This window comes from Parabacteroides sp. ASF519 (assembly GCF_000364265.2).
Taxonomy (GTDB): Bacteria; Bacteroidota; Bacteroidia; order Bacteroidales; family Tannerellaceae; genus Parabacteroides; species Parabacteroides goldsteinii.
The window spans coordinates 234,994-251,366 of record NZ_AQFV02000006.1 but is presented as its reverse complement, the minus strand read 5'-3'; the positions used below and the strand labels follow the sequence as shown (position 1 = coordinate 251,366).

General features: G+C 41.7%; 9 protein-coding genes. All 9 read left to right on the top strand.

Translation table 11 applies throughout. The features are described 5' to 3' along the window. The first annotated feature begins 8 nt into the window (after window positions 1–8). The 9 genes from C825_RS01320 (at window position 9) to C825_RS01280 (ending at window position 16,365) form a co-directional block, all read left to right on the top strand. Window positions 9–2,666: a family 78 glycoside hydrolase catalytic domain gene (locus C825_RS01320; RefSeq protein ID WP_010801094.1), complete on the top strand. Its 2,658-nt coding sequence runs from the start codon at window positions 9–11 to the stop codon at window positions 2,664–2,666. Window positions 2,667–2,777: 111 nt separating this feature from the next. Beyond that, entirely contained in the window at window positions 2,778–5,894 is a 3,117-nt protein-coding gene (locus C825_RS01315; RefSeq protein WP_010801093.1) for a glycosyl hydrolase, read from the top strand. A 198-nt stretch (window positions 5,895–6,092) separates the two neighbouring features. After that, window positions 6,093–7,301 carry an alpha/beta hydrolase family protein gene (locus C825_RS01310; protein WP_010801092.1) on the top strand — a complete coding sequence of 403 codons (1,209 nt, stop codon included), beginning with the start codon at window positions 6,093–6,095 and terminating at the stop codon, window positions 7,299–7,301. A gap of 51 nt (window positions 7,302–7,352) precedes the next feature. After that, a complete protein-coding gene (locus tag C825_RS01305) occupies window positions 7,353–8,237 on the top strand; it encodes a TIM barrel protein (RefSeq protein WP_010801091.1) in 885 nt (294 codons plus the stop codon). A 4-nt stretch (window positions 8,238–8,241) separates the two neighbouring features. Beyond that, window positions 8,242–9,384 carry a glycoside hydrolase family 43 protein gene (locus C825_RS01300; protein ID WP_010801090.1) on the top strand — a complete coding sequence of 381 codons (1,143 nt, stop codon included), beginning with the start codon at window positions 8,242–8,244 and terminating at the stop codon, window positions 9,382–9,384. 173 nt (window positions 9,385–9,557) lie between these two features. Then, window positions 9,558–10,448 carry a YitT family protein gene (locus C825_RS01295; protein WP_009860357.1) on the top strand — a complete coding sequence of 297 codons (891 nt, stop codon included), beginning with the start codon at window positions 9,558–9,560 and terminating at the stop codon, window positions 10,446–10,448. Window positions 10,449–11,080: 632 nt separating this feature from the next. Beyond that, window positions 11,081–11,629 (top strand): RNA polymerase sigma factor, encoded by a 549-nt coding sequence (locus C825_RS01290; RefSeq protein WP_009860356.1) that lies wholly within the window; start codon window positions 11,081–11,083, stop codon window positions 11,627–11,629. Between the two features lie 65 nt (window positions 11,630–11,694). Further along, window positions 11,695–12,777, top strand: coding sequence for a FecR family protein (locus C825_RS01285; RefSeq protein WP_010801089.1), 1,083 nt, complete (start codon window positions 11,695–11,697; stop codon window positions 12,775–12,777). A 123-nt stretch (window positions 12,778–12,900) separates the two neighbouring features. After that, complete coding sequence (locus C825_RS01280; RefSeq protein ID WP_010801088.1) at window positions 12,901–16,365, top strand: TonB-dependent receptor; 3,465 nt, start codon at window positions 12,901–12,903, stop codon at window positions 16,363–16,365. Window positions 16,366–16,373 lie beyond the last annotated feature (8 nt).

Sequence of the window (16,373 nt, the reverse complement as noted above, 5' to 3'; positions counted from 1 at the left end):
TTACGGATATGAAAGGCATTTATTTAAAAGTATTATTTGCATTTATCTCGCTGTTAGTCGTTTCGTGCAGTACCCGTTCGTCGTTGGAGGTCGATGGTTTGCAGTGTGAAAACCTAAATGAGCCGTTGGGAATCGACAATACTTCTCCTCACTTCAGTTGGGTGTTAAATTCAAAGGAACAAGGTGCCGAACAAACAGCTTATCAGATACTGGTCGCTTCGGATAAAAAGTATTTGTCGGAAGGAAAAGCAGACCTGTGGAATTCGGGAAAGATGGAGTCAGATAAATCCAATGGGATTTTATACCAGGGAAGTCCTTTAAGTTCCAGGAGCTTTTCTTATTGGAAAGTGCGTGTCTGGGACGGAGAAGGGAATGTGTCCGCATGGAGTGAACCTGCTTGTTTTGGAGTGGGATTGCTGCATCCGGAAGATTGGACTGCCCGATATATCGGCATGAACCAGGCCGAAGGTCAAATGGAATCGCCGCTATTCCGGAAAACATTCCAATGTAATACACTTGGAGAAAAGATGTTGCTCCATGTGAATTCGTTGGGTTACCATGAGGTATATGTCAATGGAAAACATGTCGGCGATGCTGTATTGACGCCAGCTGTTTCTCAGTTCGATAAACGTTCCCTGATCGTGACTTATGATATTTCCGAACTTGTCCGGAAAGGTAGTAATGAGATTGTTTTCTGGTTAGGTAAAGGCTGGTACCGCGACGGACTTCCGGGTGTAGTGGAAGGTGGTCCGTTTGTCCGCGCCCAACTGGAAAGCAGAGACGAAGGAGATTGGACTACGGTTCTGGTTACGGACGATTCCTGGCTGGCTCGTAAAAGCGGTTATGTCTCGGCTGGAAACTGGAGGCCGCATCAGTTTGGCGGTGAGGTTGTAACGGCTTCCGAACTGCTTCCGGATTTAACTGCTTCTACATTGAACAGCGTTGAATGGGAAAAAGTAAAAGTAGCTTCGATACCGGTCCATAAGGCTACACCGCAAATGGCTGAGTTAAACCGGATTCAGAAAGAGTTCCATCCGGTATCGTGCCAGGCATCCGGTGACACAGCCTGGATCTTCGATATGGGAACAAACTTTACGGGATGGACGAAAATTAAGTTTCCGGCATTGGCTTCCGGTCAGAAGATACGGATTAGCTATTGTGATTTTTTGAACGAAGAGGGGCAGTTCAGAGACAGACTTTATGAAGATTATTATATCGCTTCCGGTAAAGCAGGGGAGAGCTTCGTTAATAAGTTCAATTACCAGGCCTATCGGTATCTGAAACTGACGAATCTGAGTGAGGCTCCGGCCCTAACCGATATAACAGCTTGCCTAGTTCATACGGATTATAACGGAAGTGCCTCTTTTAGTTGTTCGGATGAAGACTTAAATGCAATTCACGATATGATCCACTATACACTTCGTTGTTTGACGTTAGGCGGTTATATGGTAGACTGCCCCCAGATCGAACGATTGGGGTATGGTGGCGACGGGAATGCTTCGACGCAGACCGTTCAGACAATGTATAACCTTACTCCTTTATACATGAACTGGATGCAGGCATGGGCGGATTGCATGAGAGAAGACGGAGGTATGCCTCATACGGCCCCTAATCCTTATATGGCAGGAGGAGGTCCGTACTGGTGCGGATTTATCATTACAGCTTCCTGGGCTACTTATGTAAATTATGGAGACAGTCGTTTGATAGAACGTTATTATCCTTATATGCAAAAATGGCTGGAGTATGTGGATAAATATACCGTGAACGGTCTGCTGAAAACATGGCCGAACACCGATTACCGAAATTGGTATCTAGGTGATTGGGCTACTCCGACCGGGATCGACCAGACAAATCCTTTATCGGTAGATGTCGTAGATAATTGCTATATATCGGTTTGCTATCAAACGATGTGTAAGATAGCGAATGTATTGGGAAAGGAACAGGATAAACAGGCGTATGCGGCTAAATATAAAGATCTGAATGCGCTTATCCATAAAACGTTTTATGATTCCGGTCAGAAGAGTTATGCTACAGGTACGCAGATCGATTTAATCTATCCGATGCTGGTCAGTGCAACACCGGAAGATGAACAGTCTGATGTCAGAAATACCCTGTATCGTGTTACGAAAGACCGTTTTAACGGACATCTGGCAACAGGGCTGGTGGGGATTCCTGTAATAACCGAATGGGCTGTAAAGAATAAACAGGCCGATTTTATCTATGGAATGTTGAAGAAGAGAGAGTATCCGGGCTATTTGTATATGCTGGATAATGGAGCGACTACGACCTGGGAGCACTGGAACGGAGAGCGTAGCCATATCCACAACTGTTATAACGGTATCGGCTCCTGGTTTTACCAGGCTTTGGGAGGTATCAACCCAGACGAAGCGAATCCGGGATACAAGCATGTATTTATTCAGCCTCAACTGGTAAAAGGTATTTCATGGGTGAACGCAGCGAAAGAAACGCCTTTCGGAATGTTAGAAGTAAAATGGGAAAAGACAGACGTATCTTTTACCCTGGATCTGAGTATTCCTGTTGGCTGTAAAGCTACGGTTTTGTTACCTGTCAAAGCCAAAAGTGTTTCGATTAATGATGTAAAGTCGGACAAATTGGATCAGTTGGAAATGCAATCAGGGAATTATCGGATTACATGTGCTCTGTAGGAATGACAGGCAGTAGTGAAATATCATTTTTATCAACTAAATTGTCAATTTTATAATTTAGAAGAAAGGTTTAATCTATTCTTTTGTACAAACTAATAAATCTTTAAGTATATGAAAGCACAAAACATTGTAAAATACTTATCCGGTGTTATTGCAGGAAGTGCCCTATCATTTGGTCTGGTTAGCTGTCAGGATACCAGCGTGCAAACCCAGGATTCTTTTGCCACTATAGAAAAGGATTTTAAGGATCCGTCTGCCGATTTTAGAAGTGCCCCGCTGGCAGTCTGGAACAGTAAAGTGACCGAGGCCGAAGTAGAGCGTACGATGCGCGAGCTGAAAGAGGCTGGTTTCGGAGGTCTTTTCATTCATCCCCGTCCGGGTATGATTACAGAATATCTGGGAGATGAATGGTTCTCTCTTTATAAACATGCGGTAGAGTTCGGAAAAGAGATAGGTATGAATGTCTGGATTTATGATGAGAACTCCTATCCAAGCGGATTTGCCGGTGGGCATGTGCCACAGGAAATGCCTGAGTCTTATAATCAGGGTCAGGGATTGGCTTTGACAAAGGCCGAATTACTGCCGGAGGATACAGCCCCTTATTACATGTGTTTAAAAAAGGAAAACGATGCCTGGAAAGATATTACAGACCAAATAGCTGACTATAAAGGAACTAAAGGAGAATATTACCTGTATAAGAAAACTTATATGGGTAAGTCTGACTGGTACGGAGGTTATTCATATGTAGACCTGTTGGTTCCGGGAGTAACGGAAAAGTTTCTGGAAGTAACGATGAAGAATGGATATGAGAAAAAGTTCAAAGAGGATTTCGGCTCATCTATCAAAGGTATCTTTTCTGATGAACCGAACATCAGCAGTCCGGGCGGATTACGATGGACACCGGATTTATTTGAAGTCTTTCAGCAGAAGTGGGGATATGACCTGAAACCGTTATTACCGTTGCTGGAGGAAGAAACAGGAGATTGGAAGAAGGTACGCCATAACTATATGGAGACTTTGTTGCAGTTGTTTATCGACCGTTGGTCAAAGCCTTTCCACCAGTATTGCGAGGAAAACAAGCTGGAATGGACCGGCCATTATTGGGAACATGGTTGGCCTTACATGAATGACGGACCGGATAATATGGCTATGTATGCCTGGCATCAGACGCCGGCGATTGATATGCTGTTCAATCAGTTTGATGAGAAAAGTCCTGTCGCACAGTTTGGTAATGTCCGTTCGGTAAAAGAGCTGCGTAGTGTGGCTAACCAGATGGGATATTCCCGTACATTGAGTGAAACATATGGTGGCGGAGGCTGGGATGAAACTTTCAAGGATTTCAAACGGCTTGGTGATTGGGAATATGTCCTGGGTGTGAACTTTATGAACCAGCATCTGGCACATATGACACTGACCGGTGCCCGTAAATACGACTATCCGCCGGTATTTACTTATCATTCACCCTGGTGGGCCGATTATAAATCGCAGAATGATTATTTTGCCCGCCTGTCATTGTTGATGAGTAAAGGTATCCAGCAGAATGATATATTGGTCATAGAGCCGAATGCAACTTTATGGAGTTATTATTCACATACCAAGAGTAGCCCGAAACTGATGGAAGTAGGCCAGGCTTTCCAGGACTTTATAACGACTCTGGAAAAAGGTCAGGTAGAATATGACCTTGGTTCTGAGAATATCATAAAAGATCATGGGGTTGTTGCCGATGGCAAGTTCGTTGTAGGTAAGGTCGCTTATACGACCGTTGTATTACCTCCGATGATGGAGACATTGAACAAACCGACATTTGATTTATTGCAGAATTTTGTGCAACAGGGTGGCCGTGTGATAACTTTTTCTTCTCCGACGTTGGTTGACGGAGCAGAAAATACAGCCTGGAAGACTTTGCTTGGCGGTCAGTCTGTAACGTCTGTTCCCCGGTTGACGAACGAGGTTATCCGGGACACATTTTCGAATGCAGACTGCCGGTTCTCATTTAGCGGAGGTAACTTATACCATCAACGTCGTCAGTTTACCGACGGGGAATTATTGTTCCTGGTTAATTCTTCCATGGATGAGGCTGTAGACGGTACGGTTACCGTTAACGGGAAATCGGCAGTGCAAATGGATGCCATGAGTGGAAATATTTATACGTACCCATCGACAAAGGCGGATGGCAAATTGACAATGAAGTTCCATTTGGAACCGGCTGGAAGTTTATTGTTATATAGTTCGAAAGGTTCGCTGAAATCTTATCCGGAAATACCGGCTGTTGCCGGCTCTACCCCGGTTCAGGCTATTAGTCCGGTTCAGGTTACCCGTTTGAAGGATAATGCATTGAATGTCGATTTCTGTGATGTGAGTGTAAACGGGAAAACAACAAAGAATGTCTATTTTGCGCAGGCTGCCGATATCGCTTTCCGCGAATATGGTTTTACGAATGGCAATCCCTGGAATACTTCGGTACAGTATAAACGAAATATTTTAGACCGGGATACGTTTAAAACCGGAGGTTTCACAACGACTTACCGCTTTAAAGTAAATGACAAGTTCGATTATTCAAACATGAAACTGGTAGCGGAACGTCCCGAATTGTTTACTGTTAAAATCAACGGCGAACAGGTGAAACCGATACCGGGAGAATGGTGGCTGGACCGCTCCTTTGGCGTCTATTCGATAGGCGGCCAGGTGACAACAGGAATAAATACCGTAGAACTGAGTGTGAGTCCGATGAGTATTTTTGCAGAGATAGAGCCGGTTTATATAGTGGGTGATTTTGCTGTTATTCCTGAACAAACAGGATGGAGCATCAGTGCTCCGGTTGAGAATCTTACGTTAGGTAGTTGGAAGGCACAGAAACAACCGTTCTATTCCTGGGGAGTAAGCTATTCCAAAGAATATGAGGTGAAATCTCTTTCAACCCCGTATGCCGTTCAGTTGAATGACTGGAAAGGTACTTTGGCTGAAGTGTATGTGAATGATCAGAAAGCCGGAATAATCGCTTATGATCCGTATCGTCTGGATATAACCCCTTATCTGAAAGAGGGTAAAAATAAAGTAGATGTCCGGGTGATCGGTAGCCATAAGAACCTGTTAGGTCCGCATTATCGTCATCCGGCCCCGGGCCTGGCTTCCCCGTGGCATTGGAAAAACATAGACAAACAGATTCCAGGTTCTGAATATCAGATGATGGATTATGGCTTGATGACTGATTTCGATTTGGTACATTAAAAAACTCTTGACATAAAAAGGCTTCGGTATCCTTTAGGGGTATCGGAGCTTTTTTGTGTTTGATAATAACGGATTTTCATTCCGTGCAAAAGATTCTGAAAAAAGTTAAACTGGCATATTGTTTTGCTGCCAAACTTAAAAAAAGCGTACTTTGTATTCCCAAAGTAGATCAGTTAACAATCTAAACTAATAATCATCATGAATAAACTTATAAATCTATTCTTAGCCTTGTTGTTTATTATACCGGTCGTAGGACAAGCTCAAATAACCACCGATCGTCAGGACGGGCGTTTTCAGAGTACAAGAGGAACAGTTCAGTATATGCTGAAACAAATGAAACCGGCTTATGCCTTTGATCCATCCTTTACACCTGCTGAGTTTAAAGAATGGCAATCCGGTCTGCGTACAGCAATGAAAGAGTTGATGCATTTTCCGGAGATAGCGGATTTACCTGCTCCGGTTTGTATCAAAACGGTTCAGCGGGATGGTTACCGGGTTGAGAAATGGGAATCTTATCCGTTGCCGGGCAGTGTTGTTCCTTATTTGGTGTTAATTCCGGATGGCGTCGATCCCGGCCATAAAGCTCCTGCCGTGCTTTGCATTCCAGGATTTGGCGGTAGCAAAGAAGGGCTGGCTGGTGAAACCGAAGGGGATTATGAATTGACCTCATTTCCTGTCGAACCAGTAAAGAAGGGAGCAATGGCTTTACATTATGTAAAAAGAGGCCTGGTAGCAGTTGCAGTGGATAATCCCTCATGTGCCGAACTCTCGGATAACGGTCATTTTGACTATTTGAATACATCCCGAATTTTATTGGAAATGGGATGGAGTTATCTGGGACTTACTGCTTATCAGGATTGGAATGTCCTGAGTTGGATGAAAGAGCTGGACTTTGTGAATAAAGATCGGCTTATTGTCTCTGGTTTCTCTTTGGGAACTGAACCTTTGATGGTTTTGGGAACTTTGGACCCTTCTATTTATGCTTTTGTTTATAATGATTTTTTGTGTCGTACGCTAGAAAGGATTCTTGTCATGACAAAGCCTGATCCTAAAGGTATCCGTCTTTTTCCTAATTCTATTGAACATTTAATTCCCGGTTTTTTAACTCAGTTTGACTTTCCCGATCTGGTTGCCGCCCTGGCCCCTCGTCCGGTTATTTGTACGGAAGGAGGACTCGACCGTGATTTTGACTTGATCCGGAAAGCCTATGAGATTTCAGGCAAACCGGATCACTTTACATATTATCATTATAAGAAATTTGTTGACCCAAAAGACCGAAAACAAATAGAACAAGTACCTGAAGGTATTGATAGGGATACCTATTTCAACTTGGTAAACGTCGACCCGAAGAATCATTATTTTAAGGAGGAATGGGTGTTGCCGTGGATAGACAAGGTTCTGAAATAGATTCTTTTCTTTATATTTGTACCATCTAATTAATTATCAATTCTGAATAACATGGAAAACATCTCAAGAAGAACAGCCATTAAGACCGCATTAGTAGGCGGGGCAGCACTTGCCGTATCAGGTTTGGAAGCAGCAAATCCCGCTAAAAAGAAAAAAGCAGAAACAAAGGAACCGTTGAAGGGTAATGTACGCCATTCCGTTAGTAAATGGTGTTTCGGTGACTATCCGTTGGAAGAATTTTGTGGGATATGTAAAAATATAGGAATCGAATCGATCGAATTGCTCGACCCGAAAGACTGGCCGGTTGTACAAAAACACGGCCTGACTGTCGCTATGTGCCAAGGGGCCGGTTTGGGTATCGATCGTGGATTTAACGATCCTAAATTGCACGACGAACTGGTTGCCAGTTATGAAGCGGTAATTCCCCAGGTGGCGGCAGCCGGACTGACAAATTTGATCTGTTTCTCCGGAAAGCGGAATGGACTGACTGATCTTCAGGGATGGGTAAACTGTGAGAAAGGATTGAAACGTCTGATGCCGCTGGCGGAAAAACATAATGTGGTCCTGACGATGGAGTTGTTGAACAGTGTAGGCCATAAAGATTATCAATGCGACCATACTGTTTGGGGGGTAGAATTATGCCGCCGTGTCGGATCGCCAAACTTTAAGCTTTTGTATGATATTTATCATATGCAGATCATGGAAGGAAATATCATTGAAAATATCCGAAAGTATCATGAATACTTCTCTCACATCCATACAGGCGGTAATCCCGGACGGGCGGAAATTGACGAAACCCAGGAACTTTATTACCCGGCAATTATGAAAGCGTTGGTAGAAACCGGGTATAAAGGATTTGTAGGGCAGGAGTTTGTTCCCCGCCAGCAGGATAAGATAGCTTCCCTGGAGAAATGTATTCGTATTTGTGATGTCTAGCCATATGAAGAAGACAAGAATTATACAACTCTGTTTTCTGTTGTTTGCTGTTGCTTTTGCTGGGTGTAAAGGAAAGTCCGGTTCGGAACAGGCTGGCGGTGCATTTACCCCGGGCGAACTATGGCCGGATAATAACGGCGTGCATATCAATGCGCATGGCGGAGGAATCCTGCATGACGGCGATACTTATTATTGGTTCGGCGAGCATAAAACAGAAGGAACTGCCGGAAATAATGCGCTGGTGGGAGTTCACTGTTACTCTTCCAAAGATTTATATAACTGGAAAGACGAAGGCGTTGCTTTATCCGTTGTGACCGACGATTCTACACATAGCATAGCGAAAGGATGTATTCTGGAACGCCCTAAAGTAATTTATAATAAAAAGAATAACAACTATGTGATGTGGTTCCATCTGGAGCCTAAAGGGGCAGGATATTCCGGTGCGCTCAGCGGTATTGCCGTAAGCGATAAGGTGGCAGGTCCTTATAAATTTCTTCGTGCCGTGCGTCCGAATGCCGGTTCCTGGCCGACAAATGTGCAGGATATTCATAAACAGAGAGTTCCTGAATCTGACAGGAGTAAATTCACAGGCGGAAGTCTGCCGGCTCACCCGGACAGTCTGAATCTGCTGGGCCGTGATATGGAAGGCGGACAGATGGCGCGTGATATGAACCTTTTTGTTGATGACGACAGCAAGGCTTATCACATTTATTCTTCGGAAGAGAACAGCACATTGCATATCTCCCTGTTGACGGACGATTATACTAATTATTCCGGTACGTATGCCCGCTTTTTCCCCGGACGTTTCATGGAAGCACCGGCGATGTTCAAACGTGACGGAAAATATTATCTGATCATGTCTGGTTGTACAGGTTGGGCCCCGAATGCCGGTCGTTCGGCTGTCGCACCTTCTATCTGGGGGCCTTGGGAAGAATTAGAGAATCCGTTTGTCGGTGAAGACTCCGACCTTTCTTTCCATTCCCAGAGTACCTATGTATTGCCGGCTCCCGGTAAGCCCGGACAGTTCATCTATATGGGTGACCGCTGGACGCCCGAGAATGCAATCGACGGGCGTTACATCTGGCTTCCGATCCGTTTTGAAGGAGATCAGCCGATCATCGAATGGCAGGATAAATGGAGTTATTGATGTCGTTGTCCTGTTGTATTTGAAATTTAACAATATGTTTTTGTAAATTCATCGAAATCATACCGCTAAATTGATTTAATCTTCATTAATTTTGCAGCTTCGTTTTTGCGGGGCTGCAATTTTTTTGGCAGATAGGTGATCTTTATAATATGGATATATAATAAACATTTAAAATGAAACCAACATTATCAATTACCTCAAGGCAGTTAATGCTGAGAGAGATGCACGATTATTTAATGATCGCTCTTGGCATGCTTTTCTATGCTATTGGGTGGACCGTTTTCCTTTTGCCTAATGATATTACTACCGGAGGGGTGCCTGGTATCGCCTCTATCGTGTATTGGGCGACCGGAATAAATGTGCAGTATACGTACTTTGCAATTAACGGCGGGTTGCTGATCGCTTCTCTTATTGTTCTGGGATGGAAGTTCAGTGTGAAAACTATTTTTGCCGTAATAGTGATGACTACTATCCTTCCCATTATTCAAAGTGCTACATCTAATCTGCATTTGTTGCAAGACCAACCGTTTATGGCTTGTGTCATCGGTGCTTCTTTCTGCGGAAGTGGTATTGGTATCGCTTTTTCGGCCAATGGCAGTTCGGGAGGAACGGATATCATCGCTGCTATTATAAATAAATACAGGGATATCACTTTAGGACGTGTTATTCTGATGACGGATATGATTATCATTTCTTCCAGTTATTTTGTACTGCATGATTGGGAAAAGGTCGTTTATGGTTTTGCCACACTTTATATATCCAGCTTTGTGCTTGACCAGGTGGTAAACAGTGCCCGCCAGTCTGTACAGTTTTTTATTATTTCCAAGAGATATGAAGAAATTGGACATCGCATCAATAAAGATCTTCACCGTGGTGTGACGGTGATAGACGGGACCGGAATGTACACCGGGTTGGGAGTGAAAATGATGTTCGTATTGGCCAAGAAGCGTGAGTCGACAACTATTTTCCGCTTGATTAAAGATATAGACCCGGAAGCATTTGTCTCTCAGAGTGCCGTCATCGGTGTGTATGGCGAAGGGTTCGACCATATTAAAGTAAAATAATTCCATATAATAGCTATATAGATTTATTTATAAGGGTTCGGCTTCTATTCAGATACCGTCCTGTATATAATTTTCTGCCTTACTAACTGGTTGTCGATGGCTATCGGTAATATTATTTATAGCTGTCGACAATATTACTGATAGTTATCGATTATATTACCGATAGCTTTCGTAAACAGATTAGTAAGGCAGAAAATTATTTATAGAACCGGATGTTATTTCTGTTAGTACGCAATCTAAATCAATTATATTTAAAATTTCACCTTAGTTCTGTTAGAACTAAATCCTTGCGCATGCAATATAGTTCATTTTTATTATAATAGGTTAATAGACAGAAGAATGAATGTTTTAAGAAACATCTGTTAATAGCTGGAGAGCTATAAGCGCTCAAATCATTGTTTGTTAGTAAAAACTAACGATATATGCCTCAGTTCTAACAGAACTATTTCCTAACTCTTTTAAGAGATAGATATATGTTTTAAGATAAATACTATTTATGGGTTTATGAATGATACAATCTTAATACTAATGCTTACTTAATTTTGATGTAATATGAGTGAAATACTATGTATCTATTTTTGCGCACCAATTATAGTTGAGACGCTATAACAAAATTATAAGCAATTGTTTATATGCAAATATCCGATGAGAAATTATGGGAATCATGTTTGACAGGGGATAAGGAGGCTTTCAAGGAAATCTATTGTCGCTTTTATTCTTTGTTGTATAATTATGGCTCCAAACTGGTTTCCGATAAAGATCTGGTAAAAGATTGCATTCAGGATATTTTCATTAAACTGATTCAGAACTATCCCTCTCTTTCTCCAACTCCAAATGTGAAAGGGTATCTGATCAAAGCCTTACGTAACAAGCTGTATGATGCATTGGAAAAGGAAAAACCGACTGATGATATCACCTTGTATGAAGAAGTATTTATAACAGACGAGTTATTCCCTTTACTCTCTTTCGACGATTCGGAAGCAGATGACCGTGCCAGACATCTCATGCAGGTTTTTTCTCTGCTGTCCTCCCATCAGCAGGAAATTATCTATTTATATTATGTAAATGGACTGAAGCATGAAGAAATAGCGGAGATAATGGGTATAAATTATCAATCCAGTAAAAATCTGTTATTCAGATCTTTATCCAGTCTTAAGAAATTATATCTGAAAAAAGATTGATTTTATTCAAAAAAAGTGAGTACCAAATGAGACCTCTCCCGTAATAGGGATAAAAGAGGTTACTTGTGGATAAAAAGCAAAACATATTAAATAAAAGATCATTTGAGCAGGCCGGGAAAGACCTACTCCGGAAAGTTCATGATGCAGAGTCTGATAACTTGCTGGAGGCACTGGCATCGTGGAAGGAGATTGAAGTCCGGACGACTCAGCCACGCACTTTATTCAGATTACGTTCCCGTTATATATTGTCTGTGGCAGCTTCAATAGCTGTATTTCTTTCTGTAGGCCTTTATTTTTGGATGGATACGAAGAGTGATACTTCTATGTCGCTTGCCTTGCTTGAAAACAACACATCGTCTTTGGCCGACGATGAGATTGTTTTGATCGAAAGCGATGATAAGATGCAATTGAAAGATGAATCATCGATCAAATATGATATGGATGGAAAATCGAATGCGGAACAGCATGTCGTAAAAAAGGAAATAACAGAAGAGAAGAAAGAGAAAAAAGAGGAAATCAATCAGATTATCGTGCCAAAGGGCCGGCGGGCGGACATTACTTTTTCGGATGGAACGAAAATGTATGTCAATGCCGGAACACGTGTTTTTTATCCGGCTGTCTTTAAAAAAGATAAGAGAGAAATACTTGTAGAAGGTGAGGTCTTTCTGGAAGTAGAGAAAGACCCTTCTCGTCCTTTTATTGTCAAAACCAACAGGTTTGAAGTAAAGGTACTCGGTACGCAGTTTAATGTTTGTGCATATAAAGAAGATGCTTTCACTTCTGTTGTGTTGGTTAACGGTAGTGTGGAGGTTAATTCCGGAAAGAATAATAGATCAGTACTCTCTCCCAATCAGATGATTAAAGTAAATGATAAAGGTACGGATATAAAGGAGGTAGATGTTTTTGAATATATCTGTTGGAAGGATAATATGATGATGTTGAACGGCCGGAAGGTTGGAGAGACACTGGATCGGTTATCTCGTTATTACGGTCGTAACATTTGGTATAATGAAGAGATTGGAAATATTCCTATTTCCGGAAAGTTGGATTTGCGGGAAAATATGGAAGATGTAATCAATATCATTTGCCAGTCAATGTTCCTTCAGTATAAGACAGATGCAAATAATAATATAATAATATCAAAATAAAATGCCTATGTAAAAGCCCTAGAGTTAAAAAAAAGAACCGAACGATACGGCCATATCACTCGGTTCTAAAGTTTCTTGTTTAATCTATTAATTTATGTATCAAAGAAAAAACGTTACAAATGTATGAAAAAGAATGAAGAATTCAGTCGAAAATCGACTCATTTTCTTAAAAGTGCATGTTTAGCCTTATGTCTGGTAAGTTATGGAGGATCTGCTATCTACGCAGCTTCTACTTATGCGGAACAAACCACGTTGACTGTCCGCATGAATAACCGGACTGTAAAAGATGTATTTTCTTACATCGAAAAGAACAGTGAATTTATTTTTGTGTACCATGGTTCAAACATCAATCTGAATAAAAAGGTGAATGTGGATGTCAATAATCAGACTGTTGAAGCCATATTGAAAAAGATGTTTGAAGGAACGGACATTGAGTATATCATCAATGACCGCCAAATCATCGTTCGCAAGAATGAAACAAACAAAAAGCAGGTAGCAGTCGTTGCTCCCCAGCAGGAAAAGAAAATCACTGTAACAGGTAATGTAAAAGATGCTACCGGCGAACCGTTGATTGGGGTAAATGTGATGGTAAAAGGAACTACCATGGGGAATATAACGGATGCCAATGGTAATTTCTCTCTATCGGATGTCGCTCCGAATGCAGTTATTAGTGTTTCTTATATTGGATATAAAACGCAGGAAATCGCTTTAAATGGTAAAACTGCAGTAAATGTGATTTTGAGTGAAGATAGCGAGGCTTTGGATGAAGTGGTAGTTATCGGTTATGGTACACAGAAGAAAGCGGACCTGTCCGGAGCTGTAGCTACAGTGCCGAAAAAAGTATTGGAAAACCGTCCGGTTTTGACCGTTGGACAGGCTTTGCAGGGATCGGTTGCTAACTTGACTGTTTCGATCGGTAGTGGACAAGCAACAGATTCACCTAGCTTTAATATTCGTGGTACGACTTCTATCAACGGTGGTAATCCGTTGGTTGTGATAGACGGTGTGGTTTCTTCAGCAGAAGAGTTAAACAGAATGAACCCTACCGATATCGGTAGTATTTCCGTTTTAAAAGATGCTGCGTCGGCTGCTATCTACGGTTCGCGTGCTGCATTCGGTGTGATTTTGGTTACGACTAAGACGGCAGGACAGGAAAAGTTGACAATTAATTATAATAATAATTTTGCAATGCGTAGGTTAACGGGGATGGCAGATGTAATTACTGATCCTTATATCGTAGCTTCCACCCGTAATACGATGTCTTACCCTTGGTATAACTTATACAATGAAGAACAATTGGCATATGCCAAGAAAGTTTCGGAAGATCCGAGCACTTCTCCTTATTATCTAAATCAGGATGGTACTTATTCTTATTTTGGTAGTACAGATTGGTTTGATGAGGCTTATAAGAATTTGGCATTTTCTACCAATCACACGGTCGATGTTTCAGGTAAGACAGATCGTTTAAATTATTATTTTTCTGCCAATTACAATTTTCAGGATGGTATGGTGAAGTACGGAACTGATAAATATAACCGTTATAACCTTCGTTCCAAATTGGATTTTAAATTGACTGACTGGTGGACGTTGGGTAATAATACCAGCTTTGTAAATTCAGACTATGATTCTCCGAACTATCTGGGAGATTCTTATTATTGGGAAGTAAACCGTATCAATCCGTTGGATGTGACTTATAATCCGGATGGTTCTTGGACAAAGGCTGGTAGTATCGTATTCGGGCGTTTGGTAGACGGAGGTCGTTGGAACCAGCAGAAGACAACTTTCTCGACACAATTTACAACAAAGATCGATATTATCAAGGATGTTCTTTTTGTAAATGGTTCGTTCAACTATTCAACGAATAAAAATGCTGAAGAGGGATATTCTTTGCCTGTCGATTACTATGATGGTCCGGATAGACCGGCTGCTCAGCAAGACCCGGTATCTCAAGCTTACTTGAACCATACCAATGCACGTACACTTACATTTGATGCATATGCTACTTTCCACAAGTTGTTTAATGACAAACACGATTTCACGGCGATGGTTGGTTTCAACCAGGAAGATTGGCGGGATAATTATACCTCTGCGAGCCGTAAAGAATTGATTTCATCTTCTTTGCCTACATTGGGATTGGCTTCGGGTGATATGAATGTCGGACAACGAATCTATTCACTTTCTATGCGTAGTGTATTCGGCCGTTTGAATTATATTTATAACAATAAGTATATCTTGGCATTTAATGGTCGTTATGATGGAACATCACGTTTCCCACATGATGATCGGTATGCATTCAACCCTTCCGGTTCTGTGGCTTGGGTACTTTCGGAGGAAAACTTTTTCGAACCGGTACGAGATGTTGTTAATTTCTTGAAACTCAGATTCTCTTATGGTAGTTTGGGTAATCAGGATTTGAAAGAGAACTATTATGCTTATCTGGCTACTATGGGTTCCGGAAAGATATCTCAAATTTTAGATGGTAAACAACCGATAGGTGTTTCTGCACCGGGACTGGTTGCTGGTAACTTAACTTGGGAAAAAGTGACGACTGCCGACTGGGGAATGGATATTAATTTCTTAGATAATCGTTTGACTGCCACTGTCGATGGATATATTCGTCGTACAAAAGATATGTTGACAGGTGGTGCAGAGTTACCTAATGTTTTAGGAACCAGTGAACCTTTGGAAAATGCGGCAGACTTGAAAACAACCGGTTGGGATTTAACGGTTAGCTGGCGTGATAATGTGAAGCTGGCAGGGAAAACGTTGAATTACGGATTAAGCTTCAATATCGGTGATAGTCGTTCTTGGATCACTAAGTTCTCGAATGATACAGGGTCTTTGGATAGTTATTATGAAGGCTGGGAAATGGGATCTATCTGGGGGTTGGAAACAGAAGGTTTCTTTACTTCTCAGGAAGATATTGATAACCATGCCGACCAGACACAGGTCGCTTCTTATATCGGTACACGACCGATTGCACCGGGCGATTTGAAATTTAAGGATTTAAACGGTGACGGCAAAATTGATAAAGGCGCTTGGACAATTGATGACCATGGTGATTATAAGATTATCGGTAATAGTCGTGCCCGTTATGGTTTCGGGTTCAATATGAATGCAGATTGGAATGGTTTTGACTTAAGTCTGTTTGTACAGGGAGTTTTGAAAAAGAATTACAGTCCGAGTGGGGACTTGTATTTCTGGGGTATCTATGCACAACCTTGGACTAATATTACTTATGGTAACTATTATGATCGCTGGACAGAAGAAAACCCAAGTCAGGATGCTTATTTCCCGCGTTTTAAATCGTATGTTGCGGAAGGTGGAGCAGAAGCTGCTCTTACTCAGACCCGTTATTTGCAAAATGCGACTTATGCTCGCTTGAAGAACTTGACATTCGGATATACACTGCCAAAACAGTGGACAGATAAAGCAAATATCCAACGTTTACGTCTTTTCTTCTCTGGTGACAACTTGTGTGAAATAACAGGTTTGTATAAGCATTATAAACTGGATCCGGAATGTTTGGGTGGCCAAATGTATCCGCTGCAACGTTCTTATTCGTTTGGTTTAAATGTTACGTTCTAATTTTTAAT

What these genes read in the sequence shown, in the direction of transcription:
- C825_RS01310 (WP_010801092.1), top strand. Translation starts at nt 6,093, where the DNA reads ATGAATAAACTTATAAATCTATTCTTAGCCTTGTTGTTTATTATACCG.
- C825_RS01305 (WP_010801091.1), top strand. Translation starts at nt 7,353, where the DNA reads ATGGAAAACATCTCAAGAAGAACAGCCATTAAGACCGCATTAGTAGGC.
- C825_RS01315 (WP_010801093.1), top strand. Translation starts at nt 2,778, where the DNA reads ATGAAAGCACAAAACATTGTAAAATACTTATCCGGTGTTATTGCAGGA.
- C825_RS01280 (WP_010801088.1), top strand. Translation starts at nt 12,901, where the DNA reads ATGAAAAAGAATGAAGAATTCAGTCGAAAATCGACTCATTTTCTTAAA.
- C825_RS01320 (WP_010801094.1), top strand. Translation starts at nt 9, where the DNA reads ATGAAAGGCATTTATTTAAAAGTATTATTTGCATTTATCTCGCTGTTA.
- C825_RS01295 (WP_009860357.1), top strand. Translation starts at nt 9,558, where the DNA reads ATGAAACCAACATTATCAATTACCTCAAGGCAGTTAATGCTGAGAGAG.
- C825_RS01300 (WP_010801090.1), top strand. Translation starts at nt 8,242, where the DNA reads ATGAAGAAGACAAGAATTATACAACTCTGTTTTCTGTTGTTTGCTGTT.
- C825_RS01290 (WP_009860356.1), top strand. Translation starts at nt 11,081, where the DNA reads ATGCAAATATCCGATGAGAAATTATGGGAATCATGTTTGACAGGGGAT.